The sequence below is a fragment of the Streptomyces sp. NPDC052721 genome (assembly GCF_040678315.1).
In the GTDB taxonomy this organism is placed as follows: Bacteria; Actinomycetota; Actinomycetes; order Streptomycetales; family Streptomycetaceae; genus Streptomyces.
Map to the genome: position 1 here is coordinate 36339 of NZ_JBFATL010000018.1, position 25242 is coordinate 61580.

Annotated in this window: 24 protein-coding genes; 11 read left to right on the top strand and 13 right to left on the bottom strand. The window is 73.9% G+C overall.

Annotated features, from left to right (window positions below; translation table 11 throughout):
• Positions 1 to 60: 60 nt before the first annotated feature.
• A complete protein-coding gene (locus tag AB0L21_RS18900) occupies positions 61 to 1461 on the top strand; it encodes a GNAT family N-acetyltransferase (protein WP_365785194.1) in 1401 nt (466 codons plus the stop codon).
• A gap of 16 nt (positions 1462 to 1477) precedes the next feature.
• Here AB0L21_RS18900 and AB0L21_RS18905 read toward each other — a convergent pair whose 3' ends face one another.
• Positions 1478 to 2680: a PLP-dependent transferase gene (locus tag AB0L21_RS18905; RefSeq protein ID WP_365701025.1), complete on the bottom strand. Its 1203-nt coding sequence runs from the start codon at positions 2678 to 2680 to the stop codon at positions 1478 to 1480.
• A 60-nt stretch (positions 2681 to 2740) separates the two neighbouring features.
• On the opposite strand from AB0L21_RS18905, the gene AB0L21_RS18910 reads away from it, so the two are divergent.
• On the top strand, positions 2741 to 3226 hold the full coding sequence (locus tag AB0L21_RS18910) for an Lrp/AsnC family transcriptional regulator (RefSeq protein WP_356128536.1): 486 nt from the start codon (positions 2741 to 2743) through the stop codon (positions 3224 to 3226).
• A gap of 53 nt (positions 3227 to 3279) precedes the next feature.
• Positions 3280 to 4971 (top strand): DUF885 domain-containing protein, encoded by a 1692-nt coding sequence (locus AB0L21_RS18915; RefSeq protein WP_365785196.1) that lies wholly within the window; start codon positions 3280 to 3282, stop codon positions 4969 to 4971.
• A gap of 32 nt (positions 4972 to 5003) precedes the next feature.
• Here AB0L21_RS18915 and AB0L21_RS18920 read toward each other — a convergent pair whose 3' ends face one another.
• On the bottom strand, positions 5004 to 5846 hold the full coding sequence (locus AB0L21_RS18920; RefSeq protein ID WP_365785198.1) for an SDR family oxidoreductase: 843 nt from the start codon (positions 5844 to 5846) through the stop codon (positions 5004 to 5006).
• 134 nt (positions 5847 to 5980) lie between these two features.
• Here AB0L21_RS18920 and AB0L21_RS18925 point away from each other — a divergent pair, with 134 nt between their 5' ends.
• The 4 genes from AB0L21_RS18925 to AB0L21_RS18940 all read left to right on the top strand — a co-directional run bounded on the left by AB0L21_RS18925 (position 5981) and on the right by AB0L21_RS18940 (position 9702).
• A complete protein-coding gene (locus AB0L21_RS18925; protein WP_365785200.1) occupies positions 5981 to 6658 on the top strand; it encodes a hypothetical protein in 678 nt (225 codons plus the stop codon).
• 158 nt (positions 6659 to 6816) lie between these two features.
• A complete protein-coding gene (locus AB0L21_RS18930; RefSeq protein WP_365701033.1) occupies positions 6817 to 7047 on the top strand; it encodes a ferredoxin in 231 nt (76 codons plus the stop codon).
• Entirely contained in the window at positions 7037 to 8428 is a 1392-nt protein-coding gene (locus AB0L21_RS18935; RefSeq protein ID WP_365785202.1) for an FAD/NAD(P)-binding oxidoreductase, read from the top strand. Before AB0L21_RS18930 ends, AB0L21_RS18935 begins: the two co-directional genes overlap by 11 nt.
• 35 nt (positions 8429 to 8463) lie before the next feature.
• On the top strand, positions 8464 to 9702 hold the full coding sequence (locus AB0L21_RS18940) for a cytochrome P450 (RefSeq protein ID WP_365701037.1): 1239 nt from the start codon (positions 8464 to 8466) through the stop codon (positions 9700 to 9702).
• A gap of 13 nt (positions 9703 to 9715) precedes the next feature.
• Here AB0L21_RS18940 and AB0L21_RS18945 read toward each other — a convergent pair whose 3' ends face one another.
• The 5 genes from AB0L21_RS18945 to AB0L21_RS18965 all read right to left on the bottom strand — a co-directional run bounded on the left by AB0L21_RS18945 (position 9716) and on the right by AB0L21_RS18965 (position 13480).
• Positions 9716 to 10816 (bottom strand): histidine kinase, encoded by a 1101-nt coding sequence (locus AB0L21_RS18945; protein WP_365701039.1) that lies wholly within the window; start codon positions 10814 to 10816, stop codon positions 9716 to 9718.
• Complete coding sequence (locus AB0L21_RS18950; RefSeq protein ID WP_365701041.1) at positions 10813 to 11466, bottom strand: response regulator transcription factor; 654 nt, start codon at positions 11464 to 11466, stop codon at positions 10813 to 10815. The genes AB0L21_RS18945 and AB0L21_RS18950 overlap by 4 nt, the downstream gene beginning before the upstream one ends.
• A gap of 134 nt (positions 11467 to 11600) precedes the next feature.
• Entirely contained in the window at positions 11601 to 12257 is a 657-nt protein-coding gene (locus AB0L21_RS18955; protein ID WP_365701043.1) for a histidine phosphatase family protein, read from the bottom strand.
• 160 nt (positions 12258 to 12417) lie between these two features.
• On the bottom strand, positions 12418 to 12921 hold the full coding sequence (locus AB0L21_RS18960) for a GNAT family protein (protein ID WP_365701045.1): 504 nt from the start codon (positions 12919 to 12921) through the stop codon (positions 12418 to 12420).
• Positions 12922 to 13003: 82 nt separating this feature from the next.
• Complete coding sequence (locus AB0L21_RS18965) at positions 13004 to 13480, bottom strand: rhodanese-like domain-containing protein (RefSeq protein WP_365785204.1); 477 nt, start codon at positions 13478 to 13480, stop codon at positions 13004 to 13006.
• Positions 13481 to 13574: 94 nt separating this feature from the next.
• On the opposite strand from AB0L21_RS18965, the gene AB0L21_RS18970 reads away from it, so the two are divergent.
• Positions 13575 to 14021, top strand: coding sequence for an Lrp/AsnC family transcriptional regulator (locus AB0L21_RS18970; protein ID WP_365785206.1), 447 nt, complete (start codon positions 13575 to 13577; stop codon positions 14019 to 14021).
• Between the two features lie 173 nt (positions 14022 to 14194).
• Here the strand turns inward: AB0L21_RS18970 and AB0L21_RS18975 are convergent, their stop codons facing one another.
• The 5 genes from AB0L21_RS18975 to AB0L21_RS18995 all read right to left on the bottom strand — a co-directional run bounded on the left by AB0L21_RS18975 (position 14195) and on the right by AB0L21_RS18995 (position 21130).
• On the bottom strand, positions 14195 to 17188 hold the full coding sequence (locus AB0L21_RS18975) for an SMC family ATPase (protein WP_365785208.1): 2994 nt from the start codon (positions 17186 to 17188) through the stop codon (positions 14195 to 14197).
• Positions 17185 to 18348: an exonuclease SbcCD subunit D gene (locus AB0L21_RS18980; RefSeq protein WP_365785210.1), complete on the bottom strand. Its 1164-nt coding sequence runs from the start codon at positions 18346 to 18348 to the stop codon at positions 17185 to 17187. The genes AB0L21_RS18975 and AB0L21_RS18980 overlap by 4 nt, the downstream gene beginning before the upstream one ends.
• A 107-nt stretch (positions 18349 to 18455) precedes the next feature.
• On the bottom strand, positions 18456 to 19082 hold the full coding sequence (locus AB0L21_RS18985) for a YigZ family protein (RefSeq protein WP_030655005.1): 627 nt from the start codon (positions 19080 to 19082) through the stop codon (positions 18456 to 18458).
• Between the two features lie 34 nt (positions 19083 to 19116).
• Positions 19117 to 19659, bottom strand: coding sequence for a histidine phosphatase family protein (locus AB0L21_RS18990; RefSeq protein WP_365705979.1), 543 nt, complete (start codon positions 19657 to 19659; stop codon positions 19117 to 19119).
• A gap of 478 nt (positions 19660 to 20137) precedes the next feature.
• Entirely contained in the window at positions 20138 to 21130 is a 993-nt protein-coding gene (locus AB0L21_RS18995; protein WP_365785212.1) for a hypothetical protein, read from the bottom strand.
• A 142-nt stretch (positions 21131 to 21272) separates the two neighbouring features.
• Here AB0L21_RS18995 and AB0L21_RS19000 point away from each other — a divergent pair, with 142 nt between their 5' ends.
• From AB0L21_RS19000 to AB0L21_RS19010, 3 genes are all read left to right on the top strand, one after another.
• Complete coding sequence (locus AB0L21_RS19000; RefSeq protein WP_365705983.1) at positions 21273 to 21680, top strand: CoA-binding protein; 408 nt, start codon at positions 21273 to 21275, stop codon at positions 21678 to 21680.
• Positions 21681 to 21881: 201 nt separating this feature from the next.
• Positions 21882 to 23522, top strand: coding sequence for an APC family permease (locus AB0L21_RS19005; protein ID WP_365705985.1), 1641 nt, complete (start codon positions 21882 to 21884; stop codon positions 23520 to 23522).
• Positions 23523 to 23598: 76 nt separating this feature from the next.
• Entirely contained in the window at positions 23599 to 24828 is a 1230-nt protein-coding gene (locus AB0L21_RS19010; protein WP_365785214.1) for a 4-hydroxybenzoate 3-monooxygenase, read from the top strand.
• A gap of 5 nt (positions 24829 to 24833) precedes the next feature.
• Here AB0L21_RS19010 and AB0L21_RS19015 read toward each other — a convergent pair whose 3' ends face one another.
• Entirely contained in the window at positions 24834 to 25199 is a 366-nt protein-coding gene (locus tag AB0L21_RS19015) for a metalloregulator ArsR/SmtB family transcription factor (protein ID WP_365705989.1), read from the bottom strand.
• Positions 25200 to 25242: the final 43 nt, after the last annotated feature.

Here is a 25242-nt window from a genome sequence, read left to right on the forward strand (position 1 = left end):
TCACAATCAGTTCGTGATCACGCAACACCCTTCCTTCACAGTGGCTGCATGACTCCAGACATGCCTGATGTGACCCGGGCGAAGCACGGACGGCCCGTGCACCACTGGCGGCGCGACGTCGTCGAACTCGCCGCCCTCTTCACCGCCGTGGCCGTCGCGGACGCGGTGGCCAACCTGATCGGGCACGGGCCCGACGGCCCGGCCCTGCTGGTGATCTCGGCCATCGTGCTGGCCGCGACGGCGGGCTTCCACGTGTGGTGGTCACGCCGCCACGGACACGCGCCGCCGGTGAGCGATACCGGTGCCCGGCCGGCCGCCGAGACGCGGCCGTCCGGGCCCTCCGAGCAGCCCACCGCCGACGAGGTCGCGGGCGCGCTGTGGCGGATGCGGACGACGGTGAAGGACGAGCCGGGCTCGCTGGCCGCCCTGTGCACGGCGCTCGCCGAGCGGCGGGTGGACATCCTCAGCCTGCAGACGCATCCGCTGGCCGACGGCACGGTGGACGAGTTCCTGCTGCGGGCGCCGGGCGCGCTCCCGGCGGCCGAGATCACCCGGGCGGTCGCGCTGGCCGGGGGCGCGGCCACGTGGATCGAGCGGGCCGACCCCCATGACCTGGTCGACGCGCCGACCCGGGTGCTCGGGCTGGCCGCCCGCACCGCCCTGGACACCGCCGAACTGCCGCTCGCGCTGCGCCAGTTGCTGGGCCGCTGCACGATCCGGACGCTGCCCGGCACGCCGGTCGGAGGCGGCCGGGGTCCCGAGCCGGTGCCGGTGGAAGGGGTCCTGGAGGACACCGTGATGCGGCTGCCGGCGCCCGAGGGCGGTGTGCTCACCGTGGAGCGGCCGTATCTGCCGTTCACCCCCACCGAGTTCGCGCGCGCACGGGCGCTCGTGGAGCTGGACACCCGGCTCGGGCCCCGGATCCCCCGCGGTCAGGATGTGCTGACCCTGCCCGAGGGCGACCACATCACCGTGCGCCGGGTCGACACCGGGGACCTGCCGGCCGCCCGGGCGATGCACGACCGGTGCTCGCCGCACACCCTCGGCCTGCGCTACCACGGCCCCGTCGGCGACGCGGACCGCTATCTGAACCACCTGCTCAGTCCCCGCTTCGGCCGGACGCTGGCCGCGCAGACCGCCTCCGGCCGGATCGTCGGCCTCGGGCATCTGCTCTGGGACGGCGACGAGACCGAGGTCGCGCTGCTGGTCGAGGACGACTGGCAGCAGCGGGGCGTCGGCGGCGAGCTGCTCGGCCGGCTGGTGGCGATGGCGGCGGAGGCCGGCTGCGAGAGCGTGTACGCCGTGACGAAGGCGTCCAACACCGGCATGGTCGCCGCGATGCGCGGCCTCGGTCTGCCGCTGGACTACCAGGTCGAGGAGGGCACCCTGGTCATCACGGCCCGCCTGGACGCCACACCGGTCGCCACGTCACCCGGCGCCCAGCCGCCCCGCCTCGGCTGACGGCCCCGCCTCCCCCTCAGCGCACCGCCTCCCGCAGCGGCGTCGCCCGGCGTCCGCGGGAAGCGCCCAGGGCCTGGTCCAGGTCGGACCACAGGTCGTCGACGTCCTCCAGGCCCACCGACAACCTCAGGAGCCGGTCGCTCACCCCGGCCCCGCGGCGGTCGTCGGCGTCCACGATGCGGTGGCTGATGGAGGCGGGGTGCTGGATGAGCGTGTCGACGCTTCCCAGGCTCACCGCGGGGGTGACGAGCCGGACCCGGGAGATCACCTCGTGCGGGTCGCCGTGCACCTCGAAGGCGATCATCGCGCCGCCGAGCCGCGGATAGCGCACCCGGGCCACGCGCGGGTCGGCGGCGAGCCGGCGGGCCAGTTCGGCGGCGTTCGCGGAGGCGGCCCGCACCCGCACCGGGAGCGTGGACAGCCCCCGCAGCAGCAGGTAGCCGGCGAGCGGGTGCAGGACTCCCCCGGTGGCGAACCGTATCTGCCGGAGCCGGCCCGCGAACTCCTCGTCGCAGGCGACCACCCCGGCCAGCACGTCGCCATGGCCGCCCAGGTACTTGGTGGCGCTGTGCAGCACCAGCCGGGCGCCCTGCTCGGCCGGGCGCTGCAGCACGGGCGTGGCGAACGTGTTGTCGGCGAGCAGCGGCACCGAACCGCAGGCGTGCGCGATGCCCCGCAGGTCGAGTTCGGCGAGGGTCGGATTGGCCGGGGACTCGACCATCACCAGACCGGTGTCCGGACGCAGCGCGTCGGCGATGCCGGCCGGGTCGGTCCAGGTGACCTCCGTGCCGAGCAGCCCGGCGGTGAGCAGATGGTCGCTGCATCCGTACAGCGGCCGTACGGCGACGACATGGCGCAGGCCCATGGCGGACCGGGCGAGCAGGACCGCGCTGAGCGCGGCCATGCCGCTGGCGAAGGCGACGGCGGACTCGGTGCCCTCCAGGCGGGCGAGCGCGGTCTCGAAGCGGGCGACGGTCGGGTTGCCGAGGCGGCCGTAGACGGGGGGTCCGACCGGGTCGGCGCCGTCGGTGGCGAAGGCGTCGATGCGGGCGGCCTCGGCGCGGCTGTCGTAGGAGGGGTAGGTGGTGGACAGGTCGATCGGCGGGGCGTGCAGGCCCTGGCGGGCGAGATCGTCGCGGCCGGCGTGCACGGCCTCGGTGGCCAGCGCTCTCGATGCGGTGCGTACGTCGTCGTAGGCACTCGTGCTCGATGTGTCCATGGCCGGAAGGGTGAACAACGAACGGTTCCCGGGAGCCGGACGCCGTGCTACGTTCGGCCGGTGGCCGAATCTGTCGTACTGGATCCGGTCGATCTGCATCTGCTGCGGCTGTTGCAGAACGACGCCCGGACCACCTACCGCGACCTCGCCGCGCAGGTGGGCGTGGCGCCGTCGACCTGTCTGGACCGGGTGACCCGGCTGCGCCGCTCGGGCGTGATCCTCGGGCACCGGCTGCGGCTCGATCCGGCCAAGCTCGGGCGCGGCCTCCAGGCGCTGCTGTCGGTGCAGGTGCGGCCGCACCGGCGGGAGCTGGTGGGACCCTTCGTGGAGCGGATCCGGGCGCTGCCGGAGGCGCGGACGGTGTTCCATCTGACCGGACCGGACGACTACCTGGTGCATGTGGCCGTCGCGGACATGGCCGATCTCCAGCGGCTGGTGCTGGACGAGTTCACGGCACGGCGCGAGGTGGCCCGGGTGGAGACCCGGCTGATCTTCCAGCAGTGGGAGTGCGGTCCGCTGCTGCCGCCCGGCCACGCCCAGAGCTGAATCCCGGCGAACCCGGATGACGCGGCGATCGTCCTCGTACGAGGATGGGCCGCATGTCTGAGACCCAGAGCCCGCTGCCCCGTCAGGTCGCCGACGCCTACGTGGACGACCTCATCGCCCTCGACCCGGTCACCGGTACGTACCTCGGTGTGAAGGAGAGTTCGAGCAGGCTGCCCGACTACTCACCGGCCGGTCAGGAGGCCCTGGCCGAGCTGGCGCGGGCCACCCTCGGGAAGCTGGACGAGGCCGAGCGGCGGCCCGGTGCGGACAGCGACGCGGAGCGGCGCTGCGCGCGGCTGCTGCGGGAGCGGCTGACCGCCGAACTCGCCGTCCACGACGCGCAGGAGCATCTGCGCCGGATCGGGAACCTGGACACCCCCGGGCACGCGGTCCGGGAGATCTTCACGGTCACCCCGGCCGAGACGCAGGAGGACTGGGCGGCGATCGCCGAGCGGCTGCGCGCGGTGCCGGACGCGCTCGCGGGCTACCGCGCCTCGCTCGAACTCGGCCTGGAGCGCAAGCTGTTCGCGCCGCCGCGGCCGACCGCGACCTTCATCGACCAGCTCACCGAGTGGGCGGACACGGACGGCAAGGGCCGCGGCTGGTACGAGGACTTCGCCGCCGCGGGCCCCGAGGCGCTGCGCGCGGAGCTGGACGAGGCGGCGCGCACCGCCACCGGCGCTCTGGTGGAGCTGCGGGACTGGCTGCGGGAGGTGTACGCGCCGGCGATCGAAGGCACCTCGAACGTGGTCGGCCGGGAGCGGTACGCGCGCTGGGCCCGCTACTTCAACGGCACGGACCTGGACCTGGACGAGGCGTACGCGTACGGCTGGGCGGAGTTCCACCGCATCCTCGGCGAGATGAGGAAGGAGGCGGAGAAGATCCTGCCGAGCGCGCAGACGCCGTGGGTGGCGCTCGCGCACCTGGACGAGCACGGCCGGCACATCGAGGGCGTGGACGAGGTCCGCGAGTGGCTCCAGGGCCTGATGGACAAGGCGATCGAGGAGCTGGACGGCACGCACTTCGAGCTGGCCGAGCGGGTGCGGAGGGTGGAGTCGTGCATCGCCCCGCCCGGCGGCGCGGCGGCCCCCTACTACACGCCCCCGTCGGAGGACTTCTCCCGGCCCGGCCGCACCTGGCTGCCCACGATGGGCCTGACCCGCTTCCCGGTCTACGACCTCGTCTCGACCTGGTACCACGAGGGCGTCCCCGGCCACCACCTCCAGCTCGCGCAGTGGGCGCACGTGGCGGAGAACCTCTCCCGCTACCAGGCGACGATCGGCGGGGTCAGTGCCAACGCGGAGGGCTGGGCGCTGTACGCGGAGCGGCTGATGGACGAGTTGGGCTACCTCACGGATGCCGAGGAGCGGCTCGGCTACCTGGACGCGCAGATGATGCGGGCGGTCCGGGTGATCGTGGACATCGGCATGCACCTGGAGCTGGAGATTCCGGCGGACTCGCCGTTCCACCCCGGTGAGCGGTGGACGCCGGAGCTCGCCGAGGAGTTCTGCGGCGCGCACAGCAGCCGGCCGGCCGACTACGTGGAGAGCGAGCTGACCCGGTACCTGACGATCCCGGGCCAGGCGATCGGCTACAAGCTCGGGGAGCGGGCGTGGCTGCTGGGCCGGGAGAAGGCGCGCGAGCGGCACGGCGACGCGTTCGACCTGAAGGCCTGGCACATGGCGGCGCTGTCGCAGGGCTCCCTGGGCCTGGACGACCTGGTGGACGAGCTGTCCCGGCTGTGAGCGCCCGCACTGTCCTGCTCTGACCGCCCGCGTCAGCGCCGGAAGCCTCCTTCCGAGTTGACGACCTCGCCCGTGATCCAGCCCGCCTCGTCGGTGGCCAGCCAGGCGATGAGACGGGCCGGGTCGTCGGGCGCGCCCCAGCGTCCGGCGGGGAACCGCGCGGCCACGGCCGCGTGGACCTCGCCGGTGGCGTACCCGGTGTCGACCGGGCCGGGGTTGACGGCGTTCACCGTGATCCCCTGTCCGGCGAGCGTCGTGGACAGGGAGCGGGTGAGGGAGGCGAGGGCGCCCTTCTGGAGGGCGTAGGCGATCTCGCCCGGCATGCCGCCGCCGAGGTCCTGCCCGGACGTCATGAGCACGACGCGTCCGCCGGGCGTGCCCGGCGGCAGGGCGGCGCGCGAGCGGGCGTACGCCTGGACGAGCAGCAGCACCGAGCGGGTGTCCACGGCCCAGTGGGCGTCGAGCATCGCCGCGTCGATGTCGTCCAGGGTGCCGTCGCAGCCGCTGAGGGCGTGATTGGCGACGAGGATGTCGAGGCGGCCGAACTCCTTGATCGCGGTGCCGACCAGCCGGGCCGGCTCCGTCGGGTCCGCCAGGTCACCGGGGCCCGACACGACCCGCGCCCCGGGGTCGCCGAGCGCCTCGCGCACGGAGTCGGCGACGGCGTCGGGGCTGTCGGCGCCCCAGGGCATGGCGAGGTCGTGCGGCACGTGGTGGTGCAGATACACACTGGCGCCGTAGGCGGCCAGCCGCCGGGCCACGGCGTGCCCGATCCCGGCCCGCCGGCTCGCGCCGGTGACGAGTGCGGTACGGCCGCGCAGGGGCAGGGGGTCGCGGCGCAGTTCGGCGGAGGCCGGCTGCGGGGGTGTGGGCATGGACGCACACCTTAGGGAGGGCGGCTCGCCAGGCGCGAGCGGTTTTCCGTCGGCCGTACGGACGCCTCCGGTGGCGCGGGCGGGGCCCGGGCGGCTAGCTGGTGCCGGGGGCCGATACGGAAGGCGGGCCGGGCATGCAGGAGATGGGGCCGGGGCAGCGAGCGCTGCGGACACCGCGCGCCGCGGGGCTGGCCGGAGTCGTCTTCGCGCTGCTCCTGGCGGCGGCGATCGTGCTGTTCAGGCTGGGGATTCCGGAAGGCGCCGACGCGGTCACCGCGCACGGCTTCACCGATTCCGCGGGGCGCCAGGCGCTGCGCACGGCCCTCGCCCTCGTGCCGTTCGCCGGCATCTTCTTCCTGTGGTTCATCGGCGCGGTCCGCGCGCACGTCGGCGCGGGCGAGGACAAGTTCCTCGCGACGGTCTTCCTGGGCAGCGGGCTGGTCTTCACCGCCACGCTGTTCGGCGCGGCCGCGGCGGCCAGTGCCGTGCTCGTGGTGACCCGTCCGGCCGGCCTGCCACCGGTGCCGGCCGCCTGGGACTTCGGCCGCCACTTCGCGTACACGCTGATGACGGAGTACGCCATGCGGATGGCGGCCGTCTTCGTGTCCTCCCTGTCGGTCATCGGCCGCCGCCTCGGTGTGCTGCCGCGCTGGCTCACGGTGCTGGGCTTTCTCACCGCCGTGACGCTGCTCTTCGGGTCGTCCAACGTGCCCTGGGCGGAACTCGTCTTCCCGGCCTGGTCGCTGCTGCTCAGCGTGCACATCCTCGTGGCGGGCCGCGGTGACCGGCCCCGGCCTGCCGTGGCCGGATGAGGTACGGGCCGCCGGCCGCTCACCCGATCGGCGTGCCCGGCGCGCGGTCACCCCGTCCGGGCTCGCATGCTGGCGAGCGGGGGACGACCGCCGTCCGGAGCCGCCCGCGCGTGCCGCGTGGGGCGTCCGGACCTGGCCATCGGAAGGGCGGAGCGTCGATGAGGCTCGTCGTCGATCTCAACAAGTGTCAGGGGTACGCGCAGTGCGCGTTCCTCGCGCCCGACGTCTTCGCCATGCACGGCGAGGAGGCGCTGATCTACAACCCGCGCGCGGACGAGGAGCAGCGGGAGCGGGTGGCGCGTGCCGTGGCCGCGTGCCCGGTGCAGGCGATCACCGCGGACGGACTGGATCGTACGGGAGAGGCCCGGGAGGCGTCCGATGGCCGCTGACTACGTGGAGTGGCTCAGGCGTGAGGGCCGCATCGTCATCGTGGGTGCCTCGCTGGCCGGCCTGCGGGCCGCCGAGACGCTGCGGGCGGAGGGTTTCGCCGGTGAGCTGACCCTGATCGGTGACGAGCCCTACGAGCCGTACGACCGGCCGCCGCTGTCGAAGTCCGTGCTGCTGGGCAAGGCGTCCCCGCACCACACCGAGCTGCCGCACCGCCGGGAGATCGACGCCAAGTGGCGCCTCGGCGTGGCGGCGACCGGCCTGGATCTGACGGCCAAGCGGGTCCGGCTGGCCGACGGGGACGAGGTGGAGTACGACCGGCTGCTCGTCGCGACCGGCGTCCGCGCCCGGCCGTGGCCGAAGGAGGAGGAGGCCCGGCTGGACGGCGTCTGTCTGCTGCGCACGCGGGAGGACGCGGCGGACCTGTACCGGCGGCTGAAGGCGGGGCCGCGCCGGGTGTTCGTCATCGGCGCCGGGTTCGCCGGTTCGGAGGTCGCCTCGGCGTGCCGGGAGATGGACCTCCCCGTGACCGTGGCGGAGCGGGCGGGCGCGCCGCTGGTGGGCGCGCTCGGCGGGGTCGTCGGCGCGGTCGCGGCGGACCTCCAGACCGAGAACGGCGTGGATCTGCGCACCCATGTCACGGTGACCGCTCTGGAGGGTGACGCGGTCGGCAGGGTGCGGGCCGTCCATCTGTCCGACGAGAGTGTCGTCGAGGCGGACGTGGTCGTGGTCTCGCTGGGTTCGCTGCGGAACACCGAGTGGCTGACCGGGTCGGGGCTGGGTGCCGGGCCCCGGGGCATCGCCTGTGACGCGGGCTGCCGGGCCTTCGACTTCCGGGGCATCGTCACGGACGACGTCTTCGTGGCGGGCGATGTGGCGCGCTCCCCGCACGCGCTTTTCGGTTACCAGTTCCTGTCACTGGAGCACTGGGGCAATGCCGTCGCGCAGGCGGAGACCGCCGCACACAACATGATCTGCCACGGCGCCGACCGGCGGCCGCATCTGTGGATGCCCGCCTTCTGGTCGTCGATGTTCGGTGTGAACATCAAGTCGGTCGGGGTGCCGCCCATGGGCGAGCAGCTCATGATCACGCAGGGCTCGCTGGCCGAGCGCCGGTTCGCCGGGGTCTACGGCTACCAGGGCCGGATCGTGGCCGCCGTGACCTTCGACAACACGCGGTGGCTGGAGTTCTACCGCGCACAGATCGAGCGGGGAGCGCCGTTCCCGGTGGAGTACCCGACGGTGGACCGGCGTCCCGAGGGCCGGCAGCCGGTGCCGGCCGGATTCCCGGACCCGTCCCTGCCGACGCACGGCCCCATGGTCACCCTCAGCGGCTACTCGCCGGCCGACCAGCAGCTGGTCTTCCACCCCGCCCGCCACTGACGCCGTCCACGGCCCCGACGCCCCAAGGACCCGCCATGCCGCACGCCTCGATCGCACGCCGGATCACCGACTACGCCAACCGCGCCAACCCGTACCCGCTCTACGAGGAGCTCCGCCGGACGCCGGTGCTCCACGAGGAGGAGGGAGGTACGTACCTCATCAGTTCGTACTACGACATCAAGGCCCTCCTCCACGATCCGCGGATCAGCTCCGACGCCGCCAACGTGGCCGCCGCCGGGGGCGACGAGCTGGACCAGACCGAGGAGACGGGAGGGCTGCCGCCGTCGTTCCTGCGTCTGGACCCGCCCGAGCACGACCGGCTGCGGCGCATCGCCAACAGTGCCTTCGGGCCGCCGCACCGGCCGCGGCGGGTCGAGAACATGCGGGACGGGATGCGGGAGATCGTCACCGGGCTGATCGACGGTTTCGGCGACGCGCGCCAGATCGACCTGGTCGACCAGTTCGCCTATCCGTTCCCCGTGACGGTGATCTGCCGGCTGCTCGGCGTCCCCCGGGAGGACGAACCGCGGTTCCGCGCCTGGGTCGACCCGCTGGTCGCGGGCCTCGACCCGGCGGCGGGCCCGGACCACGGCGCCGAGACCCAGAAGGCGGCGCGGGAAGCCCGTATGCAGCTCGGCATGTACCTGGCCGGACTGGTCGAGGAGCGCACCAAGGAACCGCGGGACGACCTGTTGTCCGACCTGGTGGCCAGCCGGGGCCCGGACGGCTCCCTGTCGATGATGGAGGTGCTCAGCACCTCGGTGCTGCTGCTGATCGCCGGTCATGAGACGACGGTCAACCTGATCACCAACGGCATGCTCACCCTGCTGCGCCACCCGGACATCCTCCAGCGGCTGCGGGAGGACCCGGGTCTGTCGGTCAACATCGTGGAGGAGCTGCTGCGGTACGAGCCGCCCGTGCAGTTGGTGCCGCAGCGCACCTGCATCGCCGACATCGAGGTGCGCGGGGTCACGATCCCCAAGGGTTCGCGGATCTGGCTGGTCCTCGCCGCGGGCAACCGTGACCCGGAGCGGTTCAAGGACCCGGAGCGCTTCGACCCGGACCGCGGCGACATCCAGCATCTCGGCTTCGGCAGCGGCATCCACAGCTGTTTCGGCGCTCCGCTGGCCCGGCTGGAGACCCAGATCGCGCTGTCCGAGCTGGCCCGGCGGCTGGAGGGTCCCCGCCTGGTCGAGGACCCGCCGCCGTACCGGCAGAACGCCGTGCTGCGCGGCCCCCGGCATCTGAGCGTCGCCTTCGACGGGCTGCGCTGAGCATGTCGTCCGCTCACCCCGTGACTTCCGCCGGCAGCACCACGCAGACCTCGTAACCGCCGTCGCCCGTCGGGCCCGCGGTCATGGTGCCGCCGAGGAGTTCGGCGCGCTGGCGCAGACCGATCAAGCCGTGATGCGCACCGGGCAGCGGAAGCGGCGGCTGGGTCGGCGCGGTGTTGGTGACCCGGACCCGGACGGAGCCGTTGGCGTGCAGCAGGTCGATGCGCGCCCTCGCCCCGGGAGCGTGCTTGCGGGTGTTGGTCAGCGCTTCCTGGACCGTGCGGTAGACCGCGCGCTGCACGGTGGCCGGGAGACCTTCGGGCAGGTCCATCTTCAACTCGGTCTCGATGCCGCAGCTGTCGGCCAGCCGCTGGATGTCGGTGAGCGCCGGCTGCGGGGTCAGCTCCGTGGGGTGGCCGCCGGAGGCCCGGAGGACGCCGACCATGTGGCGCAGCTCGTCCAGCGTCTGCACGCTCAGCCGGCGGATCGTCGCCGCGGCATCCTTGGTGTCCGCGTCGTCCGCGCCGACCTGGAGCGCTCCGGCGCGCACGGCGATCAGGCTGACCTGGTGGGAGACGACGTCGTGCATCTCCCGCGCCAGCTGGGCGCGCTCCTTGGCCAGGACGGCCTGGGCCGTCAGCAGCTGCTGATGGTCACGCGCCTCGGAGATCTCGGTCAGTCTGAGCGACAGATCACGCCGGGTCCGCACCAGCTGCCCGAGGAACACGGCAGCGGCCGCTGTGGCGGCGCTGTAGCCGAACGCGATCAGCTTCCGGGGCTCGGTCAGATCGAAGTGCGGTGACGGCAGGGCCGTCGTGTCGCAGAACGCGAAGCCCAGGACGCACAGCAGCAGCAGCGTCCGGGGGCGGCTGAGGGACGCGAGCGTGTACAGCGCGGCCAGGCAGGCGACGACCGCGTCGGACAGCAGCACGGCCGGAAGGGTCAGCAGGAAGGTGAGCAGCGGTTGCCGCCGGCGCAGCAGCAGGACGACGGCGGCGCCCAGGCCGCAGGCCATCCGCAACGGCTCGCCGATGTCCCAGTGGGCCCACACGTCGAGGAGGGCCATGGCCATCGCCACGCCGTCCAGCACCAGCGGGGGCGGGCGGCGGGTCATCCGGTCTCCTCCGCGAGGAGGCCGGCCCGCTGGGCGAAGAGGGCGGCCTGGACCCTGCCGCTGACCTCCAGCTTGGTGAGGATCGCGCTGACATGGTCCTTGACCGTGCCGGTGCCCAGGTGCATCCGGGTCGCGATCTCGGCGTTCGACAGGCCCTCGGCGATGAGGACGAGCACCTCACGCTCCCGGCCGGTGAGCCGTTCGAGGGCCTTGGGCGGGCGCTCCGGCGCTCCGGCGCTGAGATAGCCGTCCACCACGGTGCGGGTGACCTTGGGCGACAGCACCGTGCCGCCGCGGGCCAGGCTTTCCACCGCCAGCGGCAGCGCCTCGGGGTCGGTGTCCTTGAGGAGGAATCCGGCGGCGCCCGAGCGCAGTGCCGTCTCCACGTACTCGTCCATGTCGAACGTGGTCAGCATGGCCACCACGGGTGGCTCCCGCAGTCGGCGGATCTCACCCAGGACGGTGAGCCCGTCCACGTCCGGCATGCGGATGTCCAGCAACACGACGTCGGGGCGCTTCTCGCGCACCGCTCGCAGGGCCTGACCGCCGGACACGGCCCCGACGACCTCGATGCCGTCGGCGGCGGCCAGGATGCGCTGGAAGCCCGTGCGGATCAGGGCTTCGTCGTCGACCACCAGTACCCGGATCACGTGCGCTCCAGCCTGTATGGAACCACTGTCCGATTCGTACCACGCCCGGGGCGGCTTCGCCGCTGGGCGCCGTACGGACAGGCGCCATGACCCTCGGTGCCGTGATCACGCGACGGCGCGTCCCCCCTGCCGTGTCAGGGCCGGCCGGTGAGGCACATATGCCGTCGCGTGGTCGGCAGGGTCGGCACCGCGACGGTGGGGACGCCGTCGGCCGACTGCCGGCGCTGGGGGGTGGTCAGGCGGTCGAACCGGGTGCTCCAGCAGCCGTCGCGCAGCGTCAGCGTGACGGCGGACGCGGGCGGCACCTGAAGGTGCCGGAAGGAGCGGACGGGTACGGACAGGGCGTGGACCAGCGCGGCTCTGATGACGGACGCCTCGGTGATCGCGAGGACGCGCCCCGTGTCGGCGGGCAGGGTGCCCAGCCAGGCGGCTGTGCGCCGGCAGAGGTCGCGGACGGTCTCGCCGCCGTGCGGCGCGGCGTCGGGATCCGTCAGCCAGACGGACAGACCATGGGGGTCCACGGCCGCGATGTCCTCGGGTGTACGGCCGTCCCATGTGCCGTGGTCCAGGTCGCGCAGGGCGTGCTCGGGCGTGGCCGCGATGGCGAGCGCCTCGGCGGTCTGCGCGCAGCGGGCGGAGGGCCCCCGCAGGGCGAGTGCGTACGGCGGAAGGGCCGCTGTCATGGCTGCCAGCTCACGCCGGCGGCGCTCACTCACGGCACCGTCTCCGAAGACCCGGCCGAGGCCGCCCTCCGCGGTGGTCGCGCAGAGCATCGTCAGTCGCACCGTCACTGTCCGACCTCCTTCTCCGATCGGGAGGGCCACGCGGCCGGCGGACCAGCCGGGGCAGAGCCGTTTCCCCTGCACACAACGTTCCAGGAAAGGCACTCCTTCAACCTCCGGCAGGTGGCCGGACCACCCCCGCCGGTCGGCGGGTCGCCGGTCAGCACACCTAGCGCTGGAGCGTGACCAGGTCGCACTGGTACCAGGTGCCCGGCTTGCCGCCGAGGTCGGCCGGGTCGGCCGGTCCGACCGGGACGAACCCGGCCTTGGTCAGCACCCTGTGCGACGCGACGTTCTGGTGGCTGGTGGCCGCCCGCAGGACCCGCAGTCCGTACCGGCGTGCCGCCACGCGGCACAGCTCCCGGACGGTCTCGGTGGCCACACCCCGGCCGGCGACGCGCTCGGCGACCCGGTAGCCGAGTTCCGCGGTGCGGTTCTCGATGTTGACCAGGTTGAACCGGCCGAGGACCGAGCCGTCCTCGGCGAGGAGCACGTAGAAGGCGCAGCTGCCGGCCTCCTGCTCGGCCAGCAGGGCGTTGTAGCGGTCGGTGAACTGCTCGAAGTACTCGTCGCCGCGGTCGGAGACGAAGGCGGCGAAGTAGGCGCGGTTCGACAGCTCGAAGTCCAGGACCGCGGGGGCGTGGCTGGCGTGCAGCCGCTTCAGCTCGGGCACTGCCCGACTCTACCCGGACGCGGTGCCGGGGCCACCTGCGTTGCGCCGACCGACCGACAACCGGGCCGCGCGGTGGCGCGCCTCAGCAGCCGCAGGCGCCCCCCACGGGTGCCGTCAGCGGGTCGGCGTCCCGGCGCGCCGTGCCCTGCCAGGTCTCGTAGGGGAAGCCCTCGCGGGCCCAGTACTCGAAGCCGCCGAGCAGCTCCTTGACCTGGTGGCCGAGTTCGGCGAGGGCGAGGGCGGCGCGGGTGGCGCCGTTGCAGCCGGGGCCCCAGCAGTACGTCACCACCGGCACGTCCGGGTCGAGGAGCTGTGCGGCCTGCTCCGGGATGAGGGCGGTCGGCAGGTGGACCGCGCCGGGGATGTGCCCCTGGTCCCAGGACTCGGTGGAGCGCGAGTCCACGACGACGAAGCCGGGGTCGCCGCCGGCCGCGAGCGCGGCGGCGACGTCGGAGACGTCGGCGTGGAAGGCGAGGCTCGCCCGGAAGTATGCGGCGGCCTCTGCGGGAGCGGCCGGGGCGACGCGCAGGACGGGGTTCTCGGAAGCCGTGTCGATCATGTGGGGAAATCTACGGTCCGGGGGGCGCCGCCTGAAGGGACGATCCCCGGGGTTGCCCTTGCCCGGCCGGGGATTCCCCTGCTATCCATCCGGGATGAGCGTGCATTCCCCGGACGCCACCGACTGGCGCATCCTCGACGTCCTCCAGCGCGACGGACGGGCCAGCTACGCCGAGCTGGCGCGGGCCGTTTCCATGTCGCCGAGCGCTGTCACCGAGCGGGTCCGGCGGCTGGAGGAGGCCGGGGTGATCCAGGGGTACGCGGCGGTGGTCGACCCCGAGCGGCTGGGCCTGCCGATCCTGGCGTTCGTGCGGCTGCGCTATCCGAACGGCAACTACAAGCCGTTCCACGACCTGGTCGCGGCGACGCCCGAGATCCTGGAGGCGCACCATGTCACGGGCGACGACTGCTTCGTCATCAAGGTCGCCGCGCGGTCGATGTCCCATCTGGAGGAGATCTCGGGACGGATCGGCGCGCTGGGCTCGGTGACCACCAGCGTCGTCTACTCGTCCCCGCTGACCCGGCGCCCCCTGGGCCGCTAGGTCCTGTCACCAAACTCCCGTCGTTCGCCCGGAGGGCGGGCCGCGCGGCGTCAGGTGCGTGCTCTCGGCGTGCCGGGCCCCGGCCCTCGTACTGGATGTACTTGGGTCGGGGCCCGGTGCGGCGAGAGTGCGTGCATGGCGTCGCGCGGCAGACGGGAGTTTGACGACAGGGCCTAGGCCCCGCCCCGCTGCCGCAGTGTCGAGCCCGATCTGTCCTTGACGACCTCCAGCCGGGCGTGGATCCGGCGGCGCAGGTCGGCGACGTGGCTGACGATGCCGACGCTGCGGTCGCGTTCGCGCAGGGAGTCCAGGACGTCCAGGACCTCGTCCAGGGTCTGGTCGTCCAGGCTGCCGAAGCCCTCGTCGATGAAGAGGGTGTCGAGGCGGACGCCGCCCGCCTCGTCGGTGACGACGTCGGCCAGGCCGAGCGCGAGGGCGAGGGAGGCGAAGAACGTCTCGCCGCCGGACAGGGTCGCGGTGTCCCGTTCCCGTCCCGTCCAGGCGTCGACCACGTGCAGCCCCAGCCCGGAGCGCCCGCGCCCGGTGCGGTCGTCGGAGTGGACGAGGGTGTAGCGGCCCGACGACATGCGCTGGAGGCGGACGGTCGCGGCGGCGGCGACCTGTTCCAGACGGGCCGCCAGGACGTACGCCTCCAGGCGCATCCGGCGTTCGTTGTCGGCGGAGGTGCCCGCGGTGAGGGCGGCGAGCCTGGCCACCCGGTCGTACTCCTCGCGCAGCGGGCCGAGCCGGCGTACGGCCTGGGTGGCCCGGGCGGAGAGGCGGTCCAGCTGCGCGCAGCAGCGGGCGGCGGCGTCGCGCGCGGAGGCCGCCTCGCGCAGCCTCCGTTCCGCGGCGGCCGCCGTCCGCTCGGCCGTGGCCGGGTCCGCGGGCGGCTGCTGGGCGGCGGCCGCGGTGCCGGGCTCGGCGAGGACCGCGCGGACGGCGGCCTCCTCCTGCTGCCAGGCGTCCAGGCGGTGCTGGAGTTCGCGGTGGGCGGCCGGGTCCAGGAGGGCCGCCGCGGCGGCCTGCGGGGTGTCGAAACCGGCCCGGTAGGCGGCGTCGGCGAGGCGGGCGTCGGCGTCCTTCAGCCGCTGGGCGGCGTCCTCGGCGGCGCGCACGGCGTCGGCGGCGTCGGTGAGCAGGGCCGCGCGCCGCTCCAGCTGGGCGGCGCGCGCGGCCACGCTGCCGGCGCTGCCCCGAGCCTGCTCCAACTCCGCTCCCAGCTGGGCCTGTTCGCGCTCCAGAGTGTCGCGGCGGGTGAGCCGGGAGGCGGCCCGTACGGCGGCCTGCTGGCGGTCGGCGAGCCGCTGCTCGCGTTCCCGCTCGGCGCGCCGCAGCTCCTCCTGGGCGGGGTGCAGGCCGGAGGCCGCGCGGCGCGCGCGGGCGTACTCCTGCTCCAATCGGTCAGCCTCGGTGGCGAGTTCGGCGGTGGGTGTGTCGCCGGCCTCGGCGGTGGCGGCGGCCAGGGCCTCGCGGACCACGCCGAGACGCCGCTCGTCCTCGGTGTGCTGCTCCTCGGCCCGCTGGTAGGCGGCGAGGGCCTGGTCCTCGGCCTCGCGGTCGACGTGTCCGGCGACCTTGCGGGCGGGGGCGGGGTGGTCGGTGGCTCCGCAGACCGCGCAGGGCTCGCCGTCGGTGAGACGGGCGGCCAGTTCGGCGGCGATGCCGTTCAGCCGCTGTTCCTTGACGTCGAGCCAGTGGGCGCGCGCGTCGAGGGCGCGCTGCCGTGCGGCACGCGCGTGCTGCTGGGCCTGTTCGAGGTCGGCGGCGAGCTGGTCGCGGGTGCGGGCCGCGTCGAGCCGGCGCCGCATGGGGGCGCGCTGGACGGCGAGCTGTTCGGCGCGGGTGGCGGCCTCCTGGGCGGAGTCGACGCGGGTCTGGAGGGCCGCGCGGATGCCGTCCCAGTCGGCGAGCCAGGCCTCGGCCTCGCGCAGGACGTCCTCGTCGGCGCGCTCCTGCCGGTCGAGTCCGGCCCGCTCCTCGGCGAGTTCGGCGAGCCGCCGTTCGGCGCGCCGGGCCGCGTCCAGGCCGCCCAGTTCCTCGGCGGCCCGGCGGGCGGCGGCGGCGAGTCCGCTCGCGCCCGCGTCGGCACAGGAGTCGGGCAGCAGTCCGCGCGCGTGTGCCTCGGCGGCGGCGGCCCGGCGGTGTTCCGCCTCGGCGGCGTCCCGCAGCTCCAGCGCTGGGGCGACCGCCTCCGCCTTGCGGGCCCGCTCCATCCGCTGCTGGGCCTCGCGGTGGGCGCCGGACCGCTCCTGGAGGCGCTCGGCGCGCTGCCGGGCCTCGGCGAACCGGGCCTGGAGGCGGGCGAGTTCGCGTATCTCGTCCAAGGCCCGGCGGGCCGTGGCGTGGGCGGACTCGGCGGCGGAGAGCCGGCAGTGGGCGACGGTGAGGCGTTCCCGTGCGGTGCTGCGGGCCACGGCGGCGGCGGCGAGGACGGCCTCGGCCAGACCCGGGTCGCCCGGGGCCAGGTCGGGCAGCTCCATGGCGTCGCCGGCCTCCTGCTGCATGCGGTGGGCGTCGGCGAGCAGGGCCGTGTCGCCCTCACGCACGCGTGCCTCGGTGGCGCGGCGGCGTTCGGCGAGGCGCTTCTCGACGTCGGCGAAGCGCTGGGTGTCGAAGAGGCGGCCGAGGAGCCTGCCGCGGGCCTCGGCGTCGGCGCGCAGGAAGCGGGCGAAGTCGCCCTGGGGCAGCAGGACGACCTGGCAGAACTGCTCGCGGCTCATGCCGAGCAGCTGGGTGATCTCCTCGCCGATCTCCTGGTGGGAGCGGCTGCGGTCCTTCCAGACGCCGGCCGTGCCGTCGTACTCGCGCAGCCAGGTCTGGGCCTTGTCGACGGTCGTGCCCGTGCCCCGCAGCTTGGGGCGCTCCCACGGGGGCTGCCGGGTGATCTCCAGCCGGCGTCCGGCGACGGTCAGTTCGAGGCGGACCTCGGTGCGGGTGCCCGGCCGGGCGTGGTCGCTGCGCAGGGTCATGCCCTGGCCGCTCTGCCGGGCGCCGGGGACGGAGCCGTAGAGGGCGTAGCAGACGGCGTCCAGGATGGAGGTCTTGCCGGCTCCGGTGGGGCCGTGCAGCAGGAACAGCCCGGCGGCGGACAGGGCGTCGAAGTCGACGCTCTGGGCGTCCCCGAAGGGCCCGAAGGCGGTGATGTCGAGCCGGTGCAGCCTCACCGGGCCACCTCCCGCACGGCGTCGTCGGCGCGCACGGCGTCGAACGCCTCGCGCAGTACGGCCGTCTCGTCCTCGTCGGGTCCGGCGCCGCGCACATGGGCGACGAAGTCCTGGGCGATCTGCTGGTCGCTGCGGCCGGCGAGGCGGCGCGCGTACGACACCTGGGGGTCGTCCGGGGCGCGCTCGGGGGCGAAGACCAGGCTGAGGGTGTGCGGGAAGCGCTCGGTGAGCCGGGCCATCGGGTCGGCCGGGCGGACGGGGTCGGTGAGGGTGGCCTCGATCCAGGCGTCCTCGTGGCGGGTCAGCTCCGGGTCGGCGAGGAGGTCGTCCAGGGTGCCGCGGACGCGGGCGAGCGGGCGGGGCACCGGGCAGTCGACGCGTTCCGCGGCGACGGAGCCGTCCGCGTCCAGGTCGATCAGCCACATGCTCTTGCGGTGGCCGGCCTCGGAGAAGGAGTAGGCGAGCGGCGAGCCGGAGTAGCGCACGCGCTCGGTGATGGTCTGGCAGCCGTGCAGGTGCCCGAGCGCCACGTAGTCGACGCCGTCGAAGACGCCGGCCGGTACGGCGGCCACCCCGCCGACGGTGATGTCCCGCTCGCTGTCGCTGGCCTGGCCGCCGGTGACGAAGGCGTGGGCGAGGACGACGGAACGCGTGCCCCGCGCGCGCGTGGCGAGGTCGGCGCGGACGCGGTCCATGGCGGCGCCCAGCACGGCCTCGTGGCCGGCCCTGTCGACGCCGAACTCGTCCTTCACCAGGGCCGGTTCGAGGTACGGCAGGCCGTAGAAGGCGACGTCCCCGTGGGCGTCCCGGAGCACGACGGGGGTGCCGGCGGCGGACGGCTCGGTGCGCAGGTGGATGCCCGCGCGGCCGATGAGTCCGGCGCCTACGCCGAGGCGGCGGGCCGAGTCGTGGTTGCCGGAGATCATCACCGTGGGCACGCCGAGGTCCGCGAGGCGGTGCAGGGCGGTGTCGAACAGTTCGATCGCGGCGAGGTGGGGCACCGCGCGGTCGTACACATCGCCCGACACGACCACCGCGTCCACCTCGCGCTCACGCACGGTGGTGACGAGGTGACCGATGAACTCGGCCTGGGCCCCGAGCAGGTTCACCCGGTGGAAGGCCCGGCCGAGGTGCCAGTCGGACGTGTGCAGGATTCTCATGATCCCCGAGACTAACGGCCGGGTCTGACATCACGGGCGGTTACTCCCGTATCAGCCCGTCATGACCCGCATAACACCAGCCCGTTATGTCTGATTCGCACCAATCGTCAGGCGTCTCCGTAGGCTTCGCCGCCCAGTTCGAAGCCGGCCGTGCCCGCCGTCACATCGGCGAGCCAGGCGCGGAAGGCGTCCACGTCGGCGTCCGGCAGGCCGACCTCGATGGTGACGGCCTCGCCGTAGCGGACGTCGCGCACCTCGCGTCCGGTGGCGCGCAGGTCGTTCTGCACCTTGCCGGCGCGCTGGTGGTCGACGGTCACCGTGGCCAGCCGGAAGCGGCGGCGGGTGATCGTGCCGAGCGCGTCCAGGGCCTCGCCGACCGAGCCGCCGTAGGCGCGGATGAGTCCGCCGGCGCCGAGCTTCACGCCGCCGTAGTAGCGGGTGACGACGGCCACCACGTACCGCATGTCGCGGCGCAGCAGCATCTGCAGCATGGGCACGCCGGCGGTACCGCCCGGTTCGCCGTCGTCGCTGGCCTTCTGCACGGAGGCGTCGGCGCCGATGACGTACGCCCAGCAGTTGTGGGTGGCGTCGGCGTGCTCCTTGCGCACGGCGGCGATGAAGTCCTGGGCCTCCTGCTCGGTGGCGGCCGGGGCGAGGGCGCACAGGAAGCGGGAGCGGTTGATCTCGGTCTCGTGCACGCCCGCGCGGGCGACTGTGCGGTACTCGTCCTGCATCCCGCCAGCCTATGCGAGCGCCGGGACGCCCCGGTCACCTCTTCTTCTTCCCGCGCGGGACCGTGAACGACGTGAGCAGCGCCGCGTCCGGGCCGAGGGCCGGCCAGCCATCGCCGTGCCAGGCGAGCACGGCGATGGCGCAGGTCGGGAACTTCGCCCGCAGCCGGTCCAGCGAGTCGTCGAGGCCGTCCGCGGCCAGCGTCAGGACCAGCTGCTCCAGGCCGGGGTTGTGGCCGATCAGCAGCAGCGTCCGCACCTGGGGCGGCACCTCGTGCACGACCTCCAGCAGCTCGGGCACGCCGGCCGCGTACAGCCGCCGGTCGTAGCGCACCGGCGGCGGCGTGGCCCACTCGGCGGAGACCAGCTCCCAGGTGCGGCGGGCGCGCACGGCGGTGGAGCACAGGGCGAGGTCGGGCAGCGTACCGGCGGCGAGGGCACGCCCGGCAGCCGGAGCGTCCCGCAGCCCGCGCGGGGCGAGCGGCCTGCGCTGGTCCTCGACACCCTCGGGCCACGCGGACTTCGCATGCCGCATCACCACGAGCCGCCGCAGCGGACCGGCGCCCGCCGGGGCGTTCACGCGGGGCTCCCGAGATCCTGCGAGCCGAGCGGCCCGCGGCGGTCCTCGACACCCTCCGACCACGCCGACCCGACGCACCACGACACCACCAGCCGCCACAACGGACCGGCACCCGCCCAGGCGTTCACGCCGACCTCCCGACACCACGCCGGACCAGCGCCCCGCACCGGCCCCCTCCGACCACGCTCACCCCGCCGGACCACGACACCACCAGCCGCCGCAACGGGCCGGCACCCGCCCAGGCGTTCACGCGGGGCTCCCGAGGCCGTGCGAGCCGAGCGGCCCGCCCCGGCCCCCTCCGACCACGCCCACCCCGCCGCACCGCGACACCACCAGCCGCCACAACGGACCGGCACCCGCCCAGGCGCTCACGCCGACCTCCCGACACCACGCCGGACCAGCGCCCCGCACCGGCACCCTCCGACCACGCCCACCCCGCCGCACCGCGACACCACCAGCCGCCGCAGCGGACCCGCGTTCACGCGGGGCTCCCGAGGTCCTGCGCGAGGTCGAGGGCGAGCAGGCGGTCGGCGTAGGCGTACGTCTCGAAGCGGGCGCCGTCGGACAGATCCGGGGCGCGCGCCACGTCCCGCAGCACGTCCAGCACCCCCGGCAGGTCGAGATCGTTTTCCCAGGCGGCCCGCAACCGTCCGCGCACCGGTTCCGGTACCGGTCGTGAGGGGTGCCGCGCCCATCCGGCCACGGCCCGCCGCCAGTCGGCGAGTTGCCCGGCGGCCCGGTCCAGGGCGGTGCCGTCCAGCCGCGCGGGCTGGTGCCGGGGGACCGACAGCAGGGCGAGCCGCAGCGCGGCGGGGTCGGCGAGCAGGGCCGTAAGCGACGGCTGCGGACCGACCCAGTCCACCGGCGCCACAGCCGCCAACGGCCCCTCGCCTCGCGCCCCCGGCGCCAAGCCCCCCACCGGGTCTGAGGCCGACCGAGCCTTTGGCGCCGGGTCTCCTCCCCGCCGAGCTGCCGGCGCCGGGTCCGCCGGCGGACCCTCGCCCCGCTCTCCGGGTGCCACGGCCGCCGCCGTCCCCTCAGCCAGGTGCGGTGCCGGCCGCTCAGCCGACTCCTCAGGCGCCGCAGCCGCCGGGCCCTCGGCCCGCTCGCCCCGCGGCACGGCCGGCTCCCCCGGCCCCCCACCCCACGCGCCCGGCGTAGGCCACCGTGCGACGTGGATCACCTGGGCCTCGCCCAGTCCGGACGCGAGGTCGCGGTCGTCCTCGAAGGGGCGGATGGCGAGGTGGGTGGCGGCTGTGCGGAGTTCGGGCTGGTCGCGGGGGGCCGTGAGGATCGTCCAGACCGGGGTGCCGCCCAGTTCCAGCGCCCGTACGAGCAGGTCGGCGGTGAGCAGCACCCGCAGGGCCGTCGGGTCGAGGCCGAAGGCGTGGGTCTCGATGCGGGTCAGGCCGCGGCGGGCGGGCGCGGCGGGTACGGGCTCACCGGTTCGGGCGTCGAGAATGCGCAGCACGGAGCGAGCGTAGGCGGACCGGCGGCCGTACGCAGCGGCTTGCACCGATTGCGGACGGCGTGGCGGGGTGCGGCGGGAATCCACACCCGCCGCGGCGATGTTGCCCCGACGCACAGTTCCCCGCAGCCCGAGGAGGCGGCCGATGTACGGCGACGAAGCGACGATCCGCAGGATTCTGACCGAGCTGGGCGACACCTGGGCGGTGGTCGGCCTGTCCTCGAACCAGAACCGGCCCGCCTACGGGGTGGCACGGGTGCTCCAGCGGTTCGGCAAGCGGATCGTGCCGGTGCATCCCAAGGCCGAGACGGTGCACGGGGAGCAGGGCTACGCCTCCCTCGCGGACATCCCGTTCGACGTGGACGTGGTGGACGTCTTCGTGAACAGCGACCTGGCCGGCGCGGTGGCGGACGAGGCCGTGGCGAAGGGCGCGCGGGCGGTGTGGTTCCAGCTGGGGGTCGTCGACGAGGCCGCCTATGAGCGGACCCGGGCGGCGGGTGTGGAGATGGTGATGGACCGGTGCCCGGCGATCGAAATTCCCCGCCTGAGCTAGCCTGTCTCACCTTCTTCTCACAATTCGGCGCTGAATATTGACATTCTGAGTCCGCGCTGACCAGTGCGAAGTCTCGACCAAGACACCGGAGATCCCGGGTCAAAATTTGGTTATCGGTCTTCTGTCGGAGCGGAATGCGTCCCTAATCTGTGGCCTCCTTGCTCGTCAATCCCGCGTCAACGATCTGAGAGGCCACTTGACATGCCGAAAGTCGACCATGCTGTGCCGGTAGCCACGGCGGATTCCGGCGGTCTGCGCCGGGACGTCGGGCTCATCGGTCTGATGTGGGCCTCGGTGGGCTCCATCATCGGATCCGGCTGGCTCTTCGGCGCCGAGAAGGCGGTCGTGGCGGCGGGCCCCGCGGCGATCATCTCCTGGCTGATCGGCACGGTGGCGATCGTGCTGCTCGCGCTGGTGCACGCCGAGCTCGGCGGCATGTTCCCGGTGGCGGGCGGCACGGCCCGCTATCCGCACTACGCGTTCGGCGGTCTGGCCGGCATGTCCTTCGGCTGGTTCTCCTGGCTGCAGGCGGCGACGGTGGCCCCGGTCGAGGTCGAGGCCATGATCGGCTACGCCAAGCACTGGCAGTGGGCCGACGGCCTCCAGCACCACGACGGCACGCTGACCACCAGCGGCTTCGCCGTGGCCGTGGTCCTCATGGCGGTCTTCGTCGGCGTCAACTTCTTCGGCGTGCGTGCGCTCGCGCACACCAACAGCGCCGCCACCTGGTGGAAGATCGCCGTCCCGCTCGCGGCGATCTTCATCATCGCGATCGGCAACTTCCACCCCGGCAACTTCACCTCCGAGGGCTTCGCGCCCTTCGGCGCCAAGGGCGTGCTCAGCGCCATCAGTGACAGCGGCATCATCTTCGCCCTGCTGGGCTTCGAGCAGGCGATCCAGCTGGCCGGCGAGAGCCGCGACCCGCAGCGGGACCTGCCGCGCGCGACGCTGGGCTCGGTCGCGATCGGCGCCGCCATCTACGTCCTGCTCCAGATCGTCTTCATCACCGCGCTTCCGCACACCTCCTTCGCGCACGGCTGGGCCCACCTGGACTTCCCGGGCATCAGCGGCCCGTGGGCGGGCCTCGCCACCCTGGTCGGCCTGGGCTGGCTGAGCGTGGTGCTGTACATCGACGCGGTGATCTCGCCCGGCGGCACGGGTCTGATCTACACGACGGCCACCTCCCGCGTCTCGTACGGCCTCGCGAAGAACGGCTACGCGCCGAAGCTGTTCACGAGGACCGACAAGCGCGGTGTGCCGTGGTTCGGTCTGATCGTCTCGTTCGTCACCGGCGTGATCTGCTTCCTGCCGTTCCCGAGCTGGCAGACGCTGGTCACGTTCATCACCTCGGCGAGCGTGCTGATGTACGCGGGCGCGCCGCTGGCCTACGGCGTGTTCGCCGACCGGCTGCCGCACCGCGAGCGCCCGTACCGGCTGCCCGCCGGCAAGATCATCTCCCCGCTGTCCTTCGTCGTCGCCGACCTCATCATCTACTGGGCCGGCTGGGGCACGCTGTGGCGCCTGGGCTTCGCGATCCTGCTCGGTTACGTGCTGCTCGGTTCGTACGCCTGGTACGCGATCCGCAAGGGTCTGCCGGACGCACCGCGCCTGGACTTCAAGGCCGCGCAGTGGCTGCCCGGTTACCTGGTGGGCATGGGCCTGATCTCCTGGCTGGGCGGCTTCGGCGGCGGCCGGGGCACCATCGGCCTGTGGTGGGACATGCTGATCGTGGCGGCCTTCTCCCTGGGCATCTACTACTGGGCCAAGGCCACCGCGTCGCGGCCCGAGGCGATCGAGCGCAGCATCGACGAGGTCGTGGTGACGGACGCCCCCGCGCACTGACCACGTCCGCGCCCCGACCACACCCGCCGCACACACGGTGTCCCGTCGGCCGACCGGCTGACGGGACACCGTCATAATGCCCCGCGTGACGCCTCCTTCCCCCCATCCCAAGTCCCCTTCCACCGCGCACTGTCCGGTCGTCGTCGTGGGCGCCGGGCCGGCCGGCCTGACCGTCGGCAACATCCTGCGTGCCGCCGGCGTCGACTGCCTGGTCCTGGAGACCGAGAGCAGAGCGTTCATCGAACAGCGGCCGCGCGCCGGCGTGATCGAGGAGTGGGCCGTACGCGGCCTCGAAGAACGCGGCCTGGCCGGCGACCTGTCGAAGCGTGCCGAGCGGCACACCGAGTGCGAGTTCCGCTTCGACGGCCGTGGTCACCGCTTCGCCTACACCGAGCTGACGGGCTACCACCACTGGGTCTACCCACAGCCGTTGCTCGTGACCGATCTCGTGCGCGAGTACGCCGACGTGCGCGGCGGGGAGATCCGCTTCGGCGTGCGGGACGTACGCCTGCACGACCTGGACTCGGACCGGCCCGCCGTGTCGTACACCGACCCGGACAGCGGTGAACGGCACCTGGTTACCTGCGAGTTCGTGGCCGGCTGCGACGGAGCGCGCGGGGCGAGCCGGGCCGTGCTGCCGCCGCGGGCGCGGATCTCCCGGCACGACTACGGCATCGGCTGGCTGGCGCTGCTCGCCGAGGCGCCGCCGTCCTCGGACCGCGTGCTGTTCGGCATGCACGCGGACGGGTTCGCCGGGCACATGCCGCGCAGCCCCGAACTGACCCGCTACTACCTCCAGTGCCCGCCCGGCGACGACCCGGACTCCTGGTCGCACGAGCGCGTCTGGGACGAGCTCCAGCGGCGGCTGCGCGCGACGGACCGTCCGCCGCTGACGGAGGGGCGGCTGCTGGAGAAACGGGTGCTGGACATGCACAACTACGTGGTGGAGCCCATGGGGTTCGGCCGGCTGTTCCTGGCCGGCGACGCCGCGCACCTCGTCGCGCCGATCGCCGCGAAGGGCATGAACCTGGCCCTGCACGACGCGTTCCTGCTCGGTGACGGCCTCGTCGCCCAGCTGACCGAGGGCGACGCCACGGGCCTGGACGGCTACTCGGACGCGTGCCTGCGCCGGGTGTGGGACTACCAGGAGTTCTCGCAGTGGCTGTCCGAGATCTACCACGGCACCTCCTACGGCGACCCCTACCGCGCCGGCACCACGCTGGCCCGGCTGCGCCGGCTGTTCACCTCACCGGTCGCGGCGGCGGCCTTCGCCGAGCAGTACCTCGGGACGGCCGGCGCGTTCTGAGCCGGTCAGCGCCCGGCTGCGCCGCCTCTTTCGGCGAGCCGGTGGTCGGCCGTCCTGAGAGCCTCCTCGACCAGGCGCCGCAGGTGTCCGTGGCGCAGTGAGTAGATCACCCGGCGGCCCTCCTTGCGGGTGTCCACCACTTGGGCAAGCCGCAGCCGGGCCAGGTGCTGGCTGACGGCCGGCCGGGCGGCGCCGCACGCCTCGGTGAGCGTGCCGACGTCGGCCTCGCCGGCCGCCAGCGTGTGCAGCAGGGCGAGCCGGGTGCGGTCGCCGAGCAGGGCGAGGAGTTCGGCGGCGAGCGCGAACTGCTCCTCGCCCGGGCTGCGCTCGTGCGCATGGTGCGCAGGTGACAGGTGCATGCGTGCGCTCATACGCACATAATGGCCCGGTGGGCGCCGCGCGTCCACTCCCGCC

Bases quoted from the DNA above. Each gene is read 5' to 3' on its own strand.
- AB0L21_RS18985 (WP_030655005.1), bottom strand. From the start codon at position 19,082: ATGCAGGACGAGTACCGCACAGTCGCCCGCGCGGGCGTGCACGAGACC.
- AB0L21_RS19005 (WP_365705985.1), top strand. From the start codon at position 21,882: ATGCCGAAAGTCGACCATGCTGTGCCGGTAGCCACGGCGGATTCCGGC.
- AB0L21_RS18965 (WP_365785204.1), bottom strand. From the start codon at position 13,480: ATGATCGACACGGCTTCCGAGAACCCCGTCCTGCGCGTCGCCCCGGCC.
- AB0L21_RS18905 (WP_365701025.1), bottom strand. From the start codon at position 2,680: ATGGACACATCGAGCACGAGTGCCTACGACGACGTACGCACCGCATCG.
- AB0L21_RS18945 (WP_365701039.1), bottom strand. From the start codon at position 10,816: ATGACCCGCCGCCCGCCCCCGCTGGTGCTGGACGGCGTGGCGATGGCC.
- AB0L21_RS18920 (WP_365785198.1), bottom strand. From the start codon at position 5,846: ATGCCCACACCCCCGCAGCCGGCCTCCGCCGAACTGCGCCGCGACCCC.
- AB0L21_RS18915 (WP_365785196.1), top strand. From the start codon at position 3,280: ATGTCTGAGACCCAGAGCCCGCTGCCCCGTCAGGTCGCCGACGCCTAC.
- AB0L21_RS18935 (WP_365785202.1), top strand. From the start codon at position 7,037: ATGGCCGCTGACTACGTGGAGTGGCTCAGGCGTGAGGGCCGCATCGTC.
- AB0L21_RS19000 (WP_365705983.1), top strand. From the start codon at position 21,273: ATGTACGGCGACGAAGCGACGATCCGCAGGATTCTGACCGAGCTGGGC.
- AB0L21_RS18930 (WP_365701033.1), top strand. From the start codon at position 6,817: ATGAGGCTCGTCGTCGATCTCAACAAGTGTCAGGGGTACGCGCAGTGC.
- AB0L21_RS19015 (WP_365705989.1), bottom strand. From the start codon at position 25,199: ATGAGCGCACGCATGCACCTGTCACCTGCGCACCATGCGCACGAGCGC.
- AB0L21_RS18980 (WP_365785210.1), bottom strand. From the start codon at position 18,348: ATGAGAATCCTGCACACGTCCGACTGGCACCTCGGCCGGGCCTTCCAC.
- AB0L21_RS19010 (WP_365785214.1), top strand. From the start codon at position 23,599: ATGCCCCGCGTGACGCCTCCTTCCCCCCATCCCAAGTCCCCTTCCACC.
- AB0L21_RS18940 (WP_365701037.1), top strand. From the start codon at position 8,464: ATGCCGCACGCCTCGATCGCACGCCGGATCACCGACTACGCCAACCGC.
- AB0L21_RS18900 (WP_365785194.1), top strand. From the start codon at position 61: ATGCCTGATGTGACCCGGGCGAAGCACGGACGGCCCGTGCACCACTGG.
- AB0L21_RS18970 (WP_365785206.1), top strand. From the start codon at position 13,575: ATGAGCGTGCATTCCCCGGACGCCACCGACTGGCGCATCCTCGACGTC.
- AB0L21_RS18925 (WP_365785200.1), top strand. From the start codon at position 5,981: ATGCAGGAGATGGGGCCGGGGCAGCGAGCGCTGCGGACACCGCGCGCC.